We start from the raw sequence: 19006 nt of genomic DNA on the forward strand, positions 1-19006 counted from the left end.
TTCACCTACCCCCACTCTCTTTAAGCTACCTTTTAGAGTACTGTCCTATTCTCAGCTTTTATATGTACTATGTTGTAAATTAATTTTACATCTATTATATTATATAAAAATTTTAATGTAAAGGGCTTTATTTCTAATAACATACTAAAATATTATTTAATCTATTACAATTGCATCTACTCTTATTATTGTAGTCATCTTATTATTGTAGTCTTCTTATTAAATTAAAATGTTCTTTTTACATACTAAAGCATAAATTAAGCAAAGCTGTTAATAATTAAAATAGACTAAATAGTTAACTTTACTTAATTAGGAGGTACTAACTATGGTAATTACTTGGTTTGGACATTCTTGCTTTCTACTTGAAAATTCTCATGGAGAAAAGATACTTATGGATCCTTTTAATAAATGTTTAGGTGGAACGCCCTATAAAGGTTCTGTAGATATAGTTACCATCAGTCATGACCATTTTGATCATAACTATACGGATTTAATAAACCCTGGTGCAATTATTATAAACACACCTTGCTCATATGAAAGCTCTTCTATTAAAATTCAAGGCTTTCCATCTTATCATGACAATATAAAGGGAGCTAAACGCGGTGATAATATAATTTATTTAATAGAAACGGATAACTTAAAACTATGTCATTTAGGCGATCTTGGACATATGCTAACAGCTGAAGAATTAGATTTATTAGGTACTGTAGATATACTCTTCATCCCAGTAGGGAGTAATTTTACAATTGCTCCTGAAATTGCTGCCACTCTTTGCAATAAAATCCAAAGTAAATTAGTAATTCCAATGCATTATAAAGTTCCACATATAGATTTTCCTGTTCATGGAATAGAAAATTTCATATCTTTTATGAAAAATGCTGTGAATATAAAATCTCATACATTAACTATAAACCCACCTTTAGAAGGTGTAAATTTAGTTAAAATTTTTGAACTCTAATCTTAAAACTAGATTAGAGTTCTATTCAATTAAAAAAATATAAATGTATTTGATGTTATTTGTTGTTATATATCATTTTTTACCTTATAATTTAAGTAATAATATGAAATATATTCTATGGGGAAATATTATTGAGAAAGGACTGTTAATTAATGAATGATAAAGCATTGAAAGTTTTATGTACACTTGCAACGGGTACAGCCATTGCTACTTCTATGCAAGTTATAGCTATAGCTGATCCAGCTCAAACTTCGAATTCTTCATACAACTCTACAGTTACAGGAACTATAACTGCAGATGTATTAAATATAAGATCAAATCATAATACTAGTAGTAACATTATTGGTAAAATAAATTATAATACTAAAGTATCAATTCTAGAGATAGCAAATGGATGGTATAAAATTAAATATAATAACACTACTGGTTGGATTTCTGGAGAATATGTAAAGCTAGATAGTAATTCTAATACAGTACAAGCATCTAAAACTGGAATTGTTACTGCTACTGCCTTAAATGTTCGTTCTGCAGGTAATACTAGCAGTAGAATTATTGGATCTCTTTCTAAAAATGCCAAAGTGCAAATAATATCTACTAGCAATGGTTGGCATAAAATTAAATATAATAATACTACTGGTTTCGTTAGTGCTGAGTACATTAATACTTCTTCAAGTAATTCAAACTCAGGTAATGGTAATACTAATAATAACAATAGTAACTCTTCTGATAGTACCGTTAAATCTAATGGTATCGTTAATGCAGATGCTCTAAATGTTCGTTCTGGAGCAAGCACTAGTAATAAAATTATTGGTTCCCTTCGTAAAAATGCTACAGTACAAATAATATCTACTAGTAATGGTTGGCACAAAATTAAGTATAATAATGCTATTGGCTTTGTCAGCGCTGAATATATTACCATTTCTTCAAATAATTCTGGTAATAATAACTCAAGTAGCGGAAACAATAATTCCTCTAACAACAATACCGTTATATCTACAGGCATTGTTAAAGCAGATGCTTTAAATGTTCGTTCTGGTGCAAATACTAGCTCTAAGATAGTTGGTACTCTATATAAAAATTCTAAAGTTGAAATATTATCTACTAGTAACGGTTGGCACAAAATTAAATTTAAAAGTGGTACGGCCTTTGTAAGTTCAGAATTTATATCAAACAATAATAATACTGAAACTACTCCTGGTACCGTTACCCCACCTGAGACGACTCCACCTTCTCACACTGTGGAAGGTAAAGTTGCAATTGTTAATGCTGATGCTTTAAATGTTCGTTCTGGTGCTAGTACTAGTTATAGTATAGTTACTACAGTAAGATATGGTAGTAAGCTACCTATAATTTCTTATACTAATGGTTGGTATAATGTTAAGGTAGGTAATACTAATGGATATATTAGCGGTGACTATGTAACCATAGCTGATGAAAATCAATCATCAAATCCCATAGTAAAGGAAACTCCTCTTATACAAAGTAGTTATACTGGAGAAAATATAGTTGCTAAAGCTGAAGAATATCTTGGAGTTCCATACCTTTGGGGTGGATTTACCCCTGTAGGCTTTGATTGTTCTGGTCTTGTTCAATATGTGTACAAGCAACTAGGAATATGCCTAGAAAGATCTACATACTATCAAGTACATCAAGGTATCGTCGTTGATCGTAAGGATTTAAAACCTGGAGATTTAATTTTCTTTACTACTAACGATGATGATCCTAATGATATATCTCACGTAGGAATCTATAAAGGTAATGATTTATTTATCCAAGCTCCTCAACCTGGTGATTGCGTAAGAGTTTCTAATTTAAATTCTGCTTATTATAGTAATAGATATTATGTTGCTAAACGTATAATAAAATAGTATAAAAAGTTTCAAATTGAGAACACTATAGTTAATATCTAAGAAGTTAGATATGGTCAAATATTTTGAAAGGAGATTCCGTGCTTATCTTAATAATATTAAGATTTGATGCCCTCGAGTACACGACCAACAGGAGTAGCACCGCAAAACTGAGTATGTTGAAAAGGGTGCAACTATTTAAGTTGCTTAACGGAGATTATATGGAAGTAGGAACAGTAAAATGGTTTAATAGTGAAAAAGGGTTTGGATTTATATCTATGGAAGGTCATGAAGATGTATTTGTACATTTCTCTGCTGTAACGGGAGATGGCTATAAGGTCCTTGATGAAGGACAAAAAGTTCAATTTGAAATAGTTAGTGGGGATAGAGGCCCTCAAGCAGCAAATGTTACAAAATTATAGATATATATTTTAAAGAAATATGTATTATTCATCATTTTAGAGACACGATTTAAATTCGTGGTCTCTATTTTTATTCGGTTTATATAGGGCTCTATTGAACTATAAAACTATGTATGCTATTATGAAAATATAAAATAATATATTGTGCTAGGGGTGCTCCGGCTGAGAAATGATTTTTCATTACCCTTTACCTGACCTAGATAATGCTAGCGTAGGGAAGCGATTAATAAGCTTAAGTTAATGCTTAGTTATTTAGCCGTGTTCTTACGAACATGGCTTTTTTTCAGAGTATAACTTCTGCTTTAACATTAGTCCTTAGCACTACTTAATTTAAGGAGGACTCTTTATGAATATCTTAGAAAATATGAAAAATATTCTAGCTAGTTGGACAACTCTTGCCACCTTACTTGGTGTCCTAATTCTATTATGTGTGTTTATAAAAGTTAAACACATCAAGTTTACTTCTAGGTTAACAACTCATATAGCTTTAGCAGTTGCCATGTCGGTAATTCTTCAATTTTTCAAATTTTTTGAATTTCCTTTAGGTGGAAGTGCAACTCTTGCTAGTATGCTACCTATAATTATAATATCTTTAATTTATGGACCTACTATAGGAATGTTCACTGGCTTTGTGTATGGTATATTAAACTTCGTTATAGGACCTACATATATTCTTCACCCCATTCAAGTTCTTTTTGACTATACTCTGCCTTTTATGGCAATTGGACTTTCAGGATTTTTTAAGAAAAATAAATATTTAGCTATAATAGTTGCTTTCTTTGCACGATTTACATTCCATTACATAGCTGGAATAATTTTTTGGGGAAGTTATGCTGCTAAATATAACTTAACTCCAGCAGTATATTCACTAGTATATAATGGTACTTATATTCTTATAGATTGTATAATTTGCATAGCTGTATGCTCAGTTATAAATTTAAATAGTCTTACAAAAAGATTAGCTCCTTATACTAATAATTCTATATAAAATAATTTAAAAAGGATATAGCATGACGATCATTCAATCATCATGCTATATCCTTTTAATTACTATATTTATTTTACTTTTAGAAATCTTCCGGTTTTTCATCACTTATGCTAAACTTCCATTCTCCACGATCATAAACGTTACTTATATAATAGCTAGTAGAGGAAGCATTTTTAGTCTTTTCAAATGTAACAATACCTTTATATTTCTTAGATGTATATCCTTCTGTTTTTATATTCATAACTACATTAAAATCATCTCTGGTAACAGAGGTATCCATGAATGTTACTGATTTAAGTTTATTTACTTTCTTCTTAAATTCCTCAATCTCTGTGGATATTTGAAAACGTGCAGCCATATTATCACTAGATACATTAACTCCAACATTACCTGCATCTTTATTAGCGGATACGTACTTATCTATACAACTTAAAATAGAAGTATAATATACATACTCAAAGTCGATAGGTTTTCTTATATTTGCAAAGTTTTTTATGATATCATTATCAAGCCTCTTAGAAACAATATACTTATTATCATCATTATACAGATTTGCCCCATCCTTTTTGTCAAGTCCAGCTACATAATTAAAGGTCTTAAATTCTGTTGGGCTCTCATATATCTCCAGAGTATAGTCTGGGTCTAAAGTTGACTTTTCTTCAACAACACTTGCACTAGAAAGTATACTATATATATCATTTATTACATCTTTGTCAGTAACAGTAAACTTATAACTTTTATCTCTAGTACTCTGAATTGTAACCTTCATAATGTTCCTTTCTTGCATATAGTTAAAATCACTATTTCCCCTTATACCACAAGCGGAAATTAGTAATGATGATATTATTAATAATATAACTATGAAATTACTTTTTACTCTTCTCACCTTTGCCCTCCACTTGAAAAATTCTTAGAATTTTTCATTCTTTATCATATGTTTTATTATAATAGTTGTTATACATTAAATCAAATAACTCTTTTACTTTTCAAAGGAAAAAGTTTTAACTATATTTTCAAATACCACTTGTGTATTCTCTCTAGCTTTTTTATCACTAATTATAAATGTTATTCTAGCCACATAATCATCGTATGGAACATAATATTCATAGGTTCTTTTTACATTTTCTTTACTACTTTTTAAATCATACTTAATATAATCTAATTCTATATTATCTATCTTCACTTTTTCTTTTTTATAGTCTTTTATTCCCATACCCTCTACATCTGCTATGCACTTATCTATTGTTGCTTTAACACCTTCGCTGTTACTTATAAGCTCTATAGAACCATAAGTATTAGCATCATCTGAAACAAATTCATTTAAGTATACAATTTTATCATCTTTATTCTCTTTTATTGTAGTTAACCAGCTACTAGGCAACTTATATTTTATTTTACCATCTAGAATATCATATTGCTTAAATTCAACCATACTATTCTGAGTTAATGTAGCTGTTCTTAGACTTTCTTCAAAATATTTTCCAACTCCTAATATAACTATCATAAGCCCTGCTAGTATTATTGCTAATCCTAATTTTCTCATATTATCATCTACTAATTTCATATGTTACCCTCCCTTTATTAATATACTATGTCCCTTTTTCAAAAAATAGAATAAACTCCGAATAAAATTCGGAGTTTTAAATTCACATATTATCTTACCTCTTAACTGGTACAACCACAGTATTGCCTTTTATATCATAATACATTAACCAATGACCTGTTTTATCATTATCTTCATCTGGCATGAAAGTTACGAAACCAGTCTTTCCTTCATATGGTTGGTCTGCCAAATCTCTTGTGCCTGGTATTGCATATATAATATATTTTAAATTACCTTCATCATCACATTTATATCCAACCATGAAATTTCCATGTCGTGATATATAAGGATAATAGCAAATCATAGGGTAGAACACCACAGAATATTTATTGTAATCATAAACACAATACATATCCTCTAATTTTTTTACATGAGCTTTGTACCAAAAACAATTTTTAATATTCTCATTACTACCAATCTTTTCTAAGCCATAGATAACTTCTTTAAAAAATTTACCCATAGTTCCCATTGGATAATCCTTATCATTCCATTCACTTTTTTTATGTTTCTCAGGTTTGCAATCTTCACATTTTTTATCTATATCGTCATAATCATATGATTTTTTCACCTTACAATCATCATATTTATTCTTCTTTTTAGAGTGTTTTTTTCTATAATCTTTTAACCTTTCTATTTCTTTTTCATATTCTTCAAATATTCTATTCTCATCATCAATATAGTCTTCATCATTACTTTCTAATTGTTCATTTATTAGATCATTCTTTACTAAAGGTTCAATTTCTTCAACATCAATAATATCTACTTCATCACTTATATAATTTTCATCGCTCCTTGTATTAGACATTGGAGTAGGGGTGATTCCAGGTATATTGATATTAGGAATAGGAGTAGAAGTACTTCCAGGTATATTAGGAATAATTCCACCATATGGAGTATTAGTAATGTTTGTATTATCAGTTCCTATATTTTGTGGCATTCCTGTTTGTTGCTGTATATTATTGGTGTTGTTTTGTATAATTCCAGCATTACTTTCTTGCTGCCCTAAATTTGTATTTTGAATTTGAGGCACTACTTTATTCATATTTCCATTATCTGATTTTGGAGTTTCTTTTACTGGTGTAGTTGTACTATTATTTTCTTTTACAGTATTACTATCACTCTTAGCTAGAGGATAGTTCTGCCAGTTTTTAAGCTCTTCCCCTCCAATAAACCCTACCATTACAGGCATAACTTTATCTGCACTTATCTTACCAATAGCTGCTCCTTGCACCTTGTTCATACCTATGTTTGTATTTACTAAATTATTGGCATCAAACTCATTGCTAACATCAGCTTTTCCGCCATCATCTATATTGATTCGACCAAGATTTATTAGTTCATTACCATTGTTTCCTTGAACTATTAAAATCATAAAGTATGGGCCCTTTTGCTTTTTAAGATTTTGAGCATAAAATGAGGCTTTTGCTTTATCATTTCTTACCTCTAACTTAGCGTAGCCTGAAGGTGTTTTATTGGAATCTAGTCCATATCCTTTTTGATCTTCTTGTAATATTATAAAAAATCTATTATAGCTTTTTCTAGACGGCATACTCTCTACCTCCATTTTTATTTATACATTATAATATATGACTATTATGTATAAAAAATGAAGGATATTCTTTATTTATTTTTATAAGAAAAAAGATTCGTCTATTTAAGGCGAATCTCGTATATCTTATTTGCTAAAGTAGCAAACTCTTCTATTGTTAGAGTTTCACCTCTTCTAGTTGGATTAATACCCGCATCTTCAAAAGCCTTTTCTTGCAGTTCCTTAGATAATCCTATAGCCTTCATACTATTCCATAGAGTTTTTCTTCTCATATTAAAAGACTGCCTTATTATATTAAAGAAAAGTTTTTCATCCTTCACTTCAACTCTAGGTTTATCTAATTTATCTAATCTAATAACTATAGAATCTACTTTAGGAGATGGTATAAAACAACTTGGAGGTACATTCCTTATAATTTTTGTATCACAATAATACTTTGCAAGTAGAGTAAATGCTCCATATTCTTTAGTACTTGGTTCTCCATTAATTCGTTCTGCAACTTCCTTTTGAATCATAATAGTTATAGATTTTATATCTAATTTATCATTTAAAAGATTTGCTATTATAGGCGTAGTTACATAATATGGTAAATTAGCTACTACCTTTACACTTTTTTCTTCACCTATTAGTTCTCTATAATTTACCTTTAAAGCATCTTTATTTATTAAACTAAAATTCTCATAACTAGATAACTCTGATTCCAAAATAGGTATTAATCTAGAATCTAACTCTATACTAGTAACTCTTTTAGCCCTTTTAAGTAACTCCCTAGTTAAAGTTCCAACACCTGGACCTATCTCTATTACGTAGTCATTCTCAGTTATATTTGCACCTTCTACAATATCCTCAAGCACTGTGTAATCAGTTAAAAAATTTTGTCCTAAACTTTTAGTAAACTTAAAATTATATTTTTCAACTAGTTCTTTTGTATTTAATTTATCCATACTAAATCTCCTTATCTACCTTCTTCATAGCTTCTACAAACTCATCCTTAGATATACCATAATTATTTAATCTAGTTAATAGCTGATTTGTATTACTATACCCTATTCCTAATTCTCTTCCAATAGCATCTCTTCTTTTTTTAGCATCTTTATCTGCTGTTAATCTAAAATAGTGCATATCTTGTATAGTAAACTCATGTCTAGGCTCTTTTAATTCACACTTTGCTCCATTTAAAGCCTTGATAATAGTTTCTGGTGAAGCATTTTCAACTCCTATATTATCACCTTTTCTTCCTTCACTTTGAGTTATATAAGCATGCTTAATATTAGGGACTCTTTTAGCTATAATTCTTCTTATTTTTTCTCCAGCAAAATCAGGGTCTGTTAAAACTATTACCCCTTGTCTCTTATTAGCCTCTTTTATTCTTTCAATAACTTTACTATTTATACCAAATCCACTAACTGATATTACTTCAGCATCAACAGCTCTTTTTACAGCTGTCACATCATCTCGTCCCTCTACCACTATTACTTCCTTAATCATAAAAGCCTCCGTCCTGCATTATGCTATATAAAATATTATGTAACCTTTATATAAAAATTATCCTATGACTACCTGCTCTAACCCCCCCCATCTTCTTCAAAGTGGGAGTAAAGAGCAGCTACGTCCCTGGATAACGATTTCTAAAGCTTCGAAGAAGCTAAGAACTCTGTTTATATATTTCTTTGTATTTTAAAATTTCTCAATGTAATTATATCATAGCATATTTAATTTTAGGCATCTGAAATAAAAAAATAGGAGCCTATGCTCCTATTTTAAAATATAAACGTTAACCTGTCTTCTTCCCCAGTTAACAGCTTCATCATAGCTATTAACATACACATCAACCTTATTACCTACTATGGCTCCCCCTGTATCTTCTGCAATGGCAAGTCCATATCCTTCGATATAAAGTTTTGTTCCTAATGGAATTACTCTTGGATCTACAGCTACAGTGCTGTATCCATTTGGATTACGTCTAACAGTTGTACCTGTTGCTGTTATAGTACCTGAATCTCCCCTATCGGAAGTATATGCAGTTGATACACAAGATATCATACTTGAATATGCAAAGTCTTTTGCATTGCCACCACGTGATGGTCTTACAACAGCTAAGGTTCCTATATCTATTATCTTATTTATAGGATTTTTACTAACAACCTCTTTTACAACTCTTCTATTAACCTCTTTACCATTTTCATACACAACCTCTGTTGTGATAGTTCTCTCACCCATAGAGCCTTTTTGAACTTCTTTTTCTACTCCTTGGTTAAGTTCAGAGTTTTTTCTTGTTTCAGTTTCAAAAGCTATTGGTTGAACTTCTTTTAAAAGCTCCTTCTTTACTCTTGTAACCTCAACAGTCATACCTGCTTGTAGATTTTCATCCATAGACGGAACTATCTTGTCCTCTTGACTTATTTTAATATTCTCAGCTTCTAACATATCTTCTACTGTTTTCTCTGCTGATGCTATTGATAAGTTTTTTCCGTCTACCATTACTTCTACATCTACTGCCTTATTAATATAAATTATGTCACCATCATTAACTTCGCTGTCTAGTTCCACAGAAATTTTATCCTTCTGAGCAACTGTTATGCCGTTGTTCTCTAGTATAGTATTTAAATTTTTTGATAATGTAGTTATTTCTACTTTTTGACCATCAACTACTACTTCAACGGTATTCCTTAACCCCCAAATAGTAACTGCGGCACTTAATAGAATTAATACAACAACGAACACCGTCTTTGGCCAAATTGAAAAATTGCTTTTCAATTTATCTTTGAATTTAATCATCATAAAGATTACCTCCCTCAGACAAGAGTACTTTGCTATTATATATTAGATACCATAGTTATGTCAAATTTAGCACTCTAATCATTGAATTGACTGAACTTAATGCATACTATGCATAATAAAATAATAATTAAAATAATAGCTTTTCTGTGTTTTAGTTTCAGTCTTTCCGGGGTGATAAGTACAGGTTTATACTATACATATGCAAAAATAAGTTCATTTATTCTTTATATACATTTGACTTAAAAACTAATGAAATTTATATCTATAATTTAATATATCTAAAACTACACTTTCAAATTTATATTTCAAATTATACCTCACTAATTTAAATTAAACAAGCTTTTTGTGTTAAATATTGTAATTTCTTCAATTTGTTTTCTGCTTGTACCTTTAATGTTAGCTATTTCTTCTATGATAAACTTTATATAATTTGATTGATTTCTCTTTCCTCTATTTGGTGTTGGTGCCATATATGGACAATCAGTTTCTACCAATAACCTATCTAGGGGTAATTCCTTTACCACTTCTTTTATAACCTTAGAATTTTTAAAAGTAACTACTCCAGTAACCCCTATATAATATCCTAATTTTAAACATTCTTTAGAGAATTCTACACTTCCTGAAAAGCAGTGAACTACACCTATTACATCAGGAAATTCCTTTAATATTTCTAGGGTATCTCCATGGGCATCTCTATCATGAATTATAACAGGCAAATTAAATTCTTTAGCTATAGCCATTTGCTCTCTAAAAACTTTCTTTTGTACTTCTCTTGAAGGGTTTTCTTCCCAATAGTAGTCTAATCCTATTTCTCCTATTGCAACTATCTTCTTGTCCTTAGCCAAGCTACGTATTCTCTCTTTAACTTCATCCCTAAATTCATCAGCATTCTCTGGGTGAATTCCTGCAGCGGCATAAATGAAATCATAATCTTCAGCTAGCTTTACAGACATTTCAAGACCTTTCAAGCTAGAACCACAATTTATTACGCCTATAACCTCTTTATCTTTTATCTCTTTTAAAATAACATCTCTGTCATCATCAAATTGTTCATCATCATAATGAGCATGTGAATCAAATATCATATTATCCCCGCTTTCATAAGTTAAATTTTTATCGATTCCATCTTTATCATTTAATTTATCATATATGGTAAATTAATCTTTGTCCATAGCTAAAATTCACTAATAAACAGAGTTCTTTACTTCAGAGGGAGTTTTTTACTCCCTTTGAAGGTTACTAATAGAATTCTAAGTATCAATTTATTTGATACTTAGAATTCGTTGTCCTTTAGGGGAAATCGTTATCCAGGGACGTAGCAGCTCTTTATTCTCTCTTCAAAAAAGATGAGAGTATTAGAACTGGTAGTCATCGGATAAATATAAAAGCTAGTAAGGTATTTAGATTTTATCCAACATATGTAAATTTATTCATGATACCAAAGGAGTAAATTTCATACTGTGTTATAATTATATAGTAATATTTAAGGGGGTAATCTTATGATTTTTGATAGCCACATACATACTTGTTTTTCTACTGATTCTAACATGAAGCTAACTGATGCTATTAATACAGCAGGTAAACACAACATAGGTTTAGTTATTACAGACCATATGGATTTAAATTATCCTAAGGAAGCTGGATTTCGTTTTAATGTAGATGATTATTTTGAAAAATACGGAGAATACAGAAGTAATAATCTATTATTAGGTATAGAAGTTGGAATGTCTCTAGATTATAAAGAAGATAATGAAAAGCTTATAAATTCCTATGGCTTTGATCAGGTTATAGGTTCTCAGCATACAATAAGCAATATTGATATTGGATACTGGGATATTTATGAAGGCTTATCCTATAGAGAAGTTCTAATTAAGTACTTTCAAGAAATTTGTGACTGTATAAAAACTCATCCTTACATAGATACTTTAGGTCATATAGATTATATATCCAGATACGCACCTGTAAGTGATAGTGAGATTTACTATGATAAATATAATGATTTAATAGATAGTGTTATAAAAACTTGTATTGATACTAATACTGCTATGGAAATAAATACTCGTAGAATAAAAAGCAATGTAACCTTTGATAATCTAAAAAAAATCTATAGTAGATATAAAGAATTAGGAGGAAAGTATATAACTATTGGTTCTGATTCCCACACCCCTTCTGCTATTAATAACAATTTTAAAGAAGCTCTTTTATTATGCCATCTATGTAATGTTAAACCAATATATTTCAAAAATAGAAAGCCTGAATTTTTCTAAATACTCAGGCCTCTATTTTTTTATTCTATAACTTCTCCCTTAACTTTCACCCTTCCTCCATCTGGACATGAAAGCTGAAACATCTTTCTACGTTCATCTCCAAAATCTAAATCTCCTCCATTAAGTAAAGTATATACACTTGGATAAATATTTTGCCACAATTCATGACAAATAGGAGGACAAATATCTTCCACTTCATATATGTCTCCTTTTTTATGATATCCACACCTACACTTACTTTCTAAAACAGTTATTCTTACCTTTCCCATATAATTCCCCCAATGATTTATTTACCTTTAATTATATAATAAAAAAAGCTACATCCAAAGGATGTAACTTTTTTTATTATCGTACTATTGAACCTGATTCAATGTCACCTGGATCTACTACACATAATTTTGAATCATCATCTGTAGCTGCAGAAAGAATCATACCTTGAGATATTTCACCTCTTAAAGTTACAGGTTTAAGGTTAGCAACTAAGACTACGTTCTTTCCAATTAACTCTTCTGGCTTGCAGTGCATTGCAATACCTGATATAACTTGACGAATCTCTCCACCCATATCTACCTTAAATTTCAAAAGTTTTTTAGCTTTCTTAACTGGCTCACATTCTAAAACTTTAACTACTCTAAGGTCAATTTTTTCAAAATCATCTATAGTTATTTCTTCCTTTATTGGAGTTATTTCTCTTTTTTGTGCAGCTTTTTTAGCTGCTTCAGCGATTTCTTCAAGTTCTTTTATTTTAGCTTCCACATCTATTCTTGGGAATATTACAGCGCCCTTATTAACATTAGTTCCTGCAACAGTACCATCAAAAGAAGTCAAACTTTCCCATGTAAAATTAGAAATATTTAATTGCTCATTTATTTTGGCACTTGTTGTTGGTAAAAATGCTGAAGTTAAAGAAGATATTATTCTTAAACTTTCACATAAGTTATAAAGAACTGTAGCAAGTCTTCCTTTTAAGTTTTCATCCTTACCTAATATCCAAGGAGTTGTCTCATCGATGTACTTATTGGTTCTTCTAATTAATGTCCATATAAGATCTAGTGCATCAGAAACTCTTAAATGCTCTATTTCAGCTTCAACCTTCTTAGGTACTTCTAATGCAACGGAAATTAACGCTTCATCGATAGCCTCCTTAACATCTGGAGCTGGAATTACTCCTCCAAAGTATTTCTCTACCATAGTTACAGTTCTTGAAACTAAATTTCCAAGGTCATTAGCTAAATCTGAATTAGTTTTCTTTATGAATATTTCATTATTGAACAGTCCGTCAGAACCAAAAGGTATTTCATGTAGTAGGTAATATCTTACAGCATCTACTCCAAAGTGATCTACAAGTATCACTGGATCTACTACATTTCCTTTAGATTTAGACATTTTACCACCATCAACTAAAAGCCATCCATGACCAAATATTTGTTTTGGCAACTCTAATCCTAATGCCATTAACATAATTGGCCAATATATAGTATGGAATCTTAATATATCTTTTCCTATTAAGTGTACATCTGCTGGCCAGAACTTCTTATAAAGCTCCGTGTTTTCTTGGTTATAACCTAATGCAGTTATATAGTTTGAAAGAGCATCTATCCAAACATAAATTACATGACCATTATCAAACTCAACCGGTATTCCCCAATCAAAAGATGTTCTTGATACACATAAATCTTGTAATCCTGGTTTTAAGAAGTTATTTACCATTTCATTTTTTCTTGATTCTGGTTGTATAAAGTCTGGATGAGATTCTATATACTCTAAAAGTCTATCTGCATATTTAGACATTTTGAAGAAATATGCTTCTTCTTTTGCCTTTTCTACTGGTCTACCACAATCTGGGCATTTTCCATCTACTGCTTGAGTCTCTGTCCAGAAAGCTTCACAAGGTGTACAATACCAACCTTCATAAGAGCCTTTATATATATCTCCTTGTTCATATAGCTGATTGAATATTTTTTGTACAGAGCTTTTATGATAATCATCAGTAGTTCTAATAAATTTATCATAACTAATGTCCATAAGCTTCCAAAGATCTTTAATTCCAGATACTATTTCATCTATGTATTCTATTGGTTTAACGCCCTTGTCTTCAGCTATTCTTTGAAGCTTTTGACCATGTTCATCTGTTCCTGTTAAAAACATTACTTCATGACCTGTAAATCTTTTAAATCTCGCTATAGCATCAGCTGCCACAGTTGTATAAGTATTTCCTATATGAAGATTAGCTGATGGATAGTATATTGGTGTAGTAATATAAAATGGTTTCTTTGTCATATTTCTTCCTCCTAAAATTATTGTATTTTTATTATATCTTTTGGCTTTAAGTCTAAAAAAAATCTCTATGCAGAAATATTTCTACATAGAGACGTTATATACGTGTTACCACTCTAATTCATATCTACTTCACAGTAGACACCTCAATAAGTAACTTAGCCTTAGCCTTTATTACTTTGTCCTATAAGGGGGACTTCCCTATTTTCCTTGGTGACTACACTTCAGAAAATCTGCTCCAAGACCATGTTCCTAAACTTCTTTTTCGCTAGTTTTCACCTATTCTAGCTCTCTTTAGAAAATTTCATTTAGTACTCTTCTTTTCTTCGCATTAAATATCAATATTAATTAATATGATAATACTATAATTATTTTATGTCAACGGTATAATTAATATATTATGTTTATTAATATATTATTAAATAGTAGCAATATAATTATTCATAACTTCCCTTTAGATATATGTTTAATCACACCTTCAAAGGGTAGAATAGCCCTGAAACCCGCATGAGCACAACAAATAGTTAACTATTTAACTAGCCTTATAGTTTTATATACAGTTATTTATATAGGTATATATTTATATAGTAATTTATTCACTTTTATGAATTTTTATACTTTATTTATTTTTATTTGTATTACATCTATTTTTTTTTGGAAATATGAATTATCATTATATATGTGCCATAATTTTCTTACATTATTATTAGGCAATTAAAAGGGTATTTTTTAAAAGGAGGTAGTTATATGGAATTATTAAAAAAGAACCTTTATTTAAATAAATCTACAGTAAAGGATGTACTTAAACTATCCTTACCAGCTGTAATAGAAATGTTATTATATACAATGATATGGACTGTTGATACTATGCTTATAGGTCAATATGGAGGGGATATTGCTGTTAGTACTGTAGGAATGTCTAGTGAAGTTATTTATACCTTTACTAATATTCTAGTTGCTCAAAGCTTATCTGTTGGAATCACTTCAATTGTAGCAAGAAGATACGGTGCTAAAGAATTAGATAAGGCTAATGAATATGCAACCTTAGGATTTTCTTTAGGATTCCTAGTAAGTATGGCTACTACACTATTTATATTCTTATTTAGTAAAAAATTGTTAGTTCTAGCTGGTGCTGAGCCAAGCATAATAGGATTAGGTACAACTTATATAAACATTGTATGTATTGGCTTGCCCTTTAATATGTTATCTAGTATGTTAAATGCTGTTAATAGATCCTATGGAAATACTAAAACTCCAATGATTGTTTCTATTGTTATGCTTGTAGTTAACCTTTCATTAGATACTATATTAATATTTGGTTTACTTGGTTTTCCAGAACTTGGAGTTAAGGGTGCCGCTATTGCTACAACTATAGCTAATATATCAGGATTTATTTATTCAGCTATATATACCTATAAAAAATCCCTAATAAAAATTGAATTTAAGTACTTAAAGAAATTCAGCGGTGCTAGAATAAAAAATATTACTTCTTTATCTGTACCTGCTGGAATGCAAGAAGCTGCCTATAGTTTAGCTAGACTTTTTACAAGTATGATGATTATGCATCTTGGTACCATCGCCTTTGCTGCTAACCAAATCACTTTAACCTTAGAATCTATTTCTTTTATGCCTGGGTGGGGATTTGCCGTTGCTGCTACAACTCTAGTTGGAAATAAAGTTGGTGAAGGCGACTATAAAAAAGCTAGAGAGTATGGTCGTACTGCTATGATTTTAGGAATAGGTGTAATGTGCATATTTACATTACTATTCTTAATATTCCCAGCACAACTTATTAAAATGTTTATAGATAGTAGTAATACAGAAGTTATTTCTCTTGGAGCAGCTTGTTTAATGATAGCTGCTGCAGAACAGCCTGCCATGGCACTATCGATGATTGTAGGTGGAATTTTCAAAGGTTATGGTGATACTAAAACTCCATTTATTATAGCCTTCGTAACCTCTTGGTTTATAAGACTTCCACTAGTATTTATATTCATTTATTTACTAGGCACATCAATAACTGTGTTCTGGATTATATGTTTTGTTCAATGGTCTGTAGATGGACTTCTTCTTTATATATTCTATGTGAAGAAACTGAAGCCTATCAATAGTCATATAACAAAGCTAGACTAAAATATTGATAGCTATATATTAAAAACTGCCTAATAAAGTATGCTAATGCTCTTTATTAGGCAGTTTCATTTACTATTACTTTCTTAAGTAATCTCTTATATAATTTAATTCCTCTCTAGTGTAAAATTCTTTTTATTGTTGCAACTACAGCTCCTATTATAAAAAACAAGATAAGAAGATAAAAAAAATTCTCCATAAAAACATCCATAACTTTTTCTCCCATCTAGAATCTACTTATATATCATACTTTACAAAATATGTTATATATAGGCAAATTCTATACTTTTAATTAAACTCCTCCCCTGTATTAACAAATTTCTTTATCTCATTAACATTACTGCTAAATTAACTGCTAAGAGTACAGCACATAAATCAACTATTAGAGCTACCCATAAACTGTGTCTTACCTTCTTTATACCAACAGCTCCAAAATACACAGTAATAGTATAAAATATAGTTTCTGTACCACCCATTATTATAGATGATAGAAATCCTAAGAAAGAATCTGGTCCATAGCTTTTTACTATATCTGTGAAAACCCCAATTGCTCCACTACCTGATAGTGGTTTTATAAATATTAACGGAACGATTTCTGGAGGTATACCTACCACGTTAACAGCTGGCTTTATTAAGTTTATAACATAATCCATAGCCCCTGAAGCCCTAAAGCAATTTACTGCTATAAGCATAGCTAAAAGATAAGGGAAAATCCTTACACATACATTTATACCTTCCTTAGATCCTTCTACAAAACATTCATATACTTTTACCTTAGCAATAATGCCATATAGTACTACAGCACCTATAATTATTGGAATTATTCCCTTTAAAAAATAATCAAATATATTTCCCACGGCATTTTCCTCCTTTAAAAGTATCTTTGTAAAAACTTACATAAAATAATTCCAAGTATAGATGCAAAGGTTGTAGTACATAGTGCTGGTAGAATTATTGAACCTGGATTTCCAGAATTAAATGCAGCTCTAATAGAAACAACTGTAGTTGGCACAAATTGAATACAGGCTGCATTTAAAACTAGAAATAGTACCATATCGTTGCTTGCCACATCTTTATGCCCATTTATTCTATCCATTTCCTCCATAGCTCTTATACCAAAAGGAGTTGCTGCATTAGATAATCCAAACATATTAGCTGTAAGATTCATAACTATAGCTCCTAAAGCCTTATCATCTTTTCCTGCTTCTTTAAAGATTATTCTAAGTATAGGTTTTAATAATCTGGCTAATTTGTCTGTAAGGCCACTTCTCTCCGCAATTTTCATCACCCCACACCAAAGACACATCATTCCTAATAGCTCTATAATAAGCTTAACTGTATCTGATGTAGTTGATACTATGGTTTTAGATAAGAGCTCTCCATCTCCTGTAAGTACGCCAAAAGCTATACCTATAAATAAAATTCCGAACCATATTACATTTATCATACAAACTCTCCTATATCTTTAATAAATTAATATATATTTATATGTAATGTATATGTTCTTCCTTTAAACAATATTTAGCTTTTTTATTATATAGAAAATTCTATCCTCTATTTTATCATGCATAAAAACTGTCAATTTAGGAAAAACTATTAAAAATCATACTAGGAGGTATATTATGTTATGGATTTAAACGAAATAATAGAAATGAAAAATCAAAACCCTGGAGCTACTGGTTATTATAACAATAGAGAGTTATTCATTAGAAAAGTTTATGATAATTCTGGTCTTGTAGAAGTTGTTGATTTAGTTAATGGAGAAGTATACTCCCTTCATAGTAGCAAAATTGATAAGTCTTATACTAACTCCTATAATTCATTTCAATAAATTTATAGTTGAATTTAAATCTTCTCAATGATAACATTTAATGTATAGATTAAATAAAACAACTAAAGGAGATTTTTTATGAATGAAACTAATTTAAAGCAAGCGCAAAAAGAGATTGATGAAGCACTTTCTACTATTGAAAAACTAGAAGAAAATATTAAATTTAATTCTGTATCTGAGGATATGATAAAAGAAAACTTTATTTCTCTTGCTAAGAAAGTTCAAGAAATTGAATCTGTTCTTAAAAATGAAGGTATCTTATAATTAAATATTTACATAATGAAAGAGTATAACTTTATAAATTCAAAGTTATACTCTTTTATCATTAAAAAACCTGTGTTTCCACAGGTTTT

General features: G+C 30.0%; 19 protein-coding genes, 1 riboswitch and 2 other annotated features (1 of these 22 cut by a window edge). Of the genes, 8 read left to right on the forward strand and 11 right to left on the reverse strand.

The window, feature by feature from the left end:
* Positions 1 to 62, reverse strand: a binding site (T-box leader) (it extends 153 nt beyond the left edge of the window).
* Between the two features lie 263 nt (positions 63 to 325).
* The 4 genes from B2P65_RS06250 to thiT all read left to right on the forward strand — a co-directional run bounded on the left by B2P65_RS06250 (position 326) and on the right by thiT (position 4215).
* Positions 326 to 958, forward strand: a complete 633-nt coding sequence (locus B2P65_RS06250; protein ID WP_346877502.1) for an MBL fold metallo-hydrolase — start codon at positions 326 to 328, stop codon at positions 956 to 958.
* 152 nt (positions 959 to 1110) lie between these two features.
* The gene (locus B2P65_RS06255; protein ID WP_346879781.1) at positions 1111 to 2826 is read left to right on the forward strand and encodes an SH3 domain-containing protein; all 1716 of its coding nucleotides are present in this window, start codon (positions 1111 to 1113) and stop codon (positions 2824 to 2826) included.
* Between the two features lie 200 nt (positions 2827 to 3026).
* On the forward strand, positions 3027 to 3227 hold the full coding sequence (locus B2P65_RS06260) for a cold-shock protein (RefSeq protein WP_346847425.1): 201 nt from the start codon (positions 3027 to 3029) through the stop codon (positions 3225 to 3227).
* Positions 3228 to 3366: 139 nt separating this feature from the next.
* Positions 3367 to 3462: riboswitch (TPP riboswitch) on the forward strand.
* Positions 3463 to 3573: 111 nt separating this feature from the next.
* Positions 3574 to 4215: an energy-coupled thiamine transporter ThiT gene (thiT, locus tag B2P65_RS06265; RefSeq protein ID WP_346846953.1), complete on the forward strand. Its 642-nt coding sequence runs from the start codon at positions 3574 to 3576 to the stop codon at positions 4213 to 4215.
* Positions 4216 to 4294: 79 nt separating this feature from the next.
* On the opposite strand, the gene B2P65_RS06270 is transcribed toward thiT, so the two are convergent.
* From B2P65_RS06270 to B2P65_RS06300, 7 genes are all read right to left on the reverse strand, one after another.
* Complete coding sequence (locus B2P65_RS06270; protein ID WP_346846952.1) at positions 4295 to 5101, reverse strand: hypothetical protein; 807 nt, start codon at positions 5099 to 5101, stop codon at positions 4295 to 4297.
* Between the two features lie 93 nt (positions 5102 to 5194).
* Entirely contained in the window at positions 5195 to 5779 is a 585-nt protein-coding gene (locus tag B2P65_RS06275) for a hypothetical protein (RefSeq protein WP_346846951.1), read from the reverse strand.
* A gap of 94 nt (positions 5780 to 5873) precedes the next feature.
* On the reverse strand, positions 5874 to 7367 hold the full coding sequence (locus B2P65_RS06280; protein ID WP_346879782.1) for a hypothetical protein: 1494 nt from the start codon (positions 7365 to 7367) through the stop codon (positions 5874 to 5876).
* Positions 7368 to 7468: 101 nt separating this feature from the next.
* The gene (rsmA, locus tag B2P65_RS06285; protein WP_346846949.1) at positions 7469 to 8311 is read right to left on the reverse strand and encodes a 16S rRNA (adenine(1518)-N(6)/adenine(1519)-N(6))-dimethyltransferase RsmA; all 843 of its coding nucleotides are present in this window, start codon (positions 8309 to 8311) and stop codon (positions 7469 to 7471) included.
* A 1-nt stretch (position 8312) separates the two neighbouring features.
* Complete coding sequence (gene rnmV / locus B2P65_RS06290; protein ID WP_035130849.1) at positions 8313 to 8855, reverse strand: ribonuclease M5; 543 nt, start codon at positions 8853 to 8855, stop codon at positions 8313 to 8315.
* A 267-nt stretch (positions 8856 to 9122) separates the two neighbouring features.
* Positions 9123 to 10148 carry a 3D domain-containing protein gene (locus tag B2P65_RS06295; RefSeq protein ID WP_346879783.1) on the reverse strand — a complete coding sequence of 342 codons (1026 nt, stop codon included), beginning with the start codon at positions 10146 to 10148 and terminating at the stop codon, positions 9123 to 9125.
* Positions 10149 to 10468: 320 nt separating this feature from the next.
* Positions 10469 to 11233: a TatD family hydrolase gene (locus tag B2P65_RS06300; RefSeq protein ID WP_346877498.1), complete on the reverse strand. Its 765-nt coding sequence runs from the start codon at positions 11231 to 11233 to the stop codon at positions 10469 to 10471.
* 414 nt (positions 11234 to 11647) lie between these two features.
* Here B2P65_RS06300 and B2P65_RS06305 point away from each other — a divergent pair, with 414 nt between their 5' ends.
* Positions 11648 to 12415, forward strand: coding sequence for a histidinol phosphate phosphatase (locus tag B2P65_RS06305; protein ID WP_346879784.1), 768 nt, complete (start codon positions 11648 to 11650; stop codon positions 12413 to 12415).
* Between the two features lie 20 nt (positions 12416 to 12435).
* Here B2P65_RS06305 and B2P65_RS06310 read toward each other — a convergent pair whose 3' ends face one another.
* Both B2P65_RS06310 and metG read right to left on the reverse strand, forming a co-directional pair.
* Complete coding sequence (locus B2P65_RS06310) at positions 12436 to 12684, reverse strand: TIGR04076 family protein (protein ID WP_346846945.1); 249 nt, start codon at positions 12682 to 12684, stop codon at positions 12436 to 12438.
* Positions 12685 to 12760: 76 nt separating this feature from the next.
* Entirely contained in the window at positions 12761 to 14695 is a 1935-nt protein-coding gene (gene metG, locus B2P65_RS06315) for a methionine--tRNA ligase (protein WP_346879785.1), read from the reverse strand.
* 84 nt (positions 14696 to 14779) lie between these two features.
* Positions 14780 to 15028: a binding site (T-box leader), on the reverse strand.
* A gap of 411 nt (positions 15029 to 15439) precedes the next feature.
* Between metG and B2P65_RS06320 the strand changes: the two genes are divergently transcribed.
* Complete coding sequence (locus tag B2P65_RS06320; protein ID WP_346846943.1) at positions 15440 to 16825, forward strand: MATE family efflux transporter; 1386 nt, start codon at positions 15440 to 15442, stop codon at positions 16823 to 16825.
* Between the two features lie 320 nt (positions 16826 to 17145).
* On the opposite strand, the gene B2P65_RS06325 is transcribed toward B2P65_RS06320, so the two are convergent.
* Both B2P65_RS06325 and B2P65_RS06330 read right to left on the reverse strand, forming a co-directional pair.
* The gene (locus B2P65_RS06325; protein ID WP_346846942.1) at positions 17146 to 17679 is read right to left on the reverse strand and encodes a spore maturation protein; all 534 of its coding nucleotides are present in this window, start codon (positions 17677 to 17679) and stop codon (positions 17146 to 17148) included.
* A 14-nt stretch (positions 17680 to 17693) separates the two neighbouring features.
* A complete protein-coding gene (locus tag B2P65_RS06330) occupies positions 17694 to 18269 on the reverse strand; it encodes a nucleoside recognition domain-containing protein (protein ID WP_346846941.1) in 576 nt (191 codons plus the stop codon).
* Between the two features lie 180 nt (positions 18270 to 18449).
* Here B2P65_RS06330 and B2P65_RS06335 point away from each other — a divergent pair, with 180 nt between their 5' ends.
* A complete protein-coding gene (locus tag B2P65_RS06335; RefSeq protein ID WP_035130841.1) occupies positions 18450 to 18653 on the forward strand; it encodes a hypothetical protein in 204 nt (67 codons plus the stop codon).
* Between the two features lie 78 nt (positions 18654 to 18731).
* Complete coding sequence (locus tag B2P65_RS06340; RefSeq protein WP_035130839.1) at positions 18732 to 18917, forward strand: hypothetical protein; 186 nt, start codon at positions 18732 to 18734, stop codon at positions 18915 to 18917.
* Positions 18918 to 19006 lie beyond the last annotated feature (89 nt).

It is taken from the genome of Clostridium sp. UBA3061, assembly GCF_002367465.1.
In the GTDB taxonomy this organism is placed as follows: Bacteria; Bacillota; Clostridia; order Clostridiales; family Clostridiaceae; genus Clostridium_J; species Clostridium_J sulfidigenes.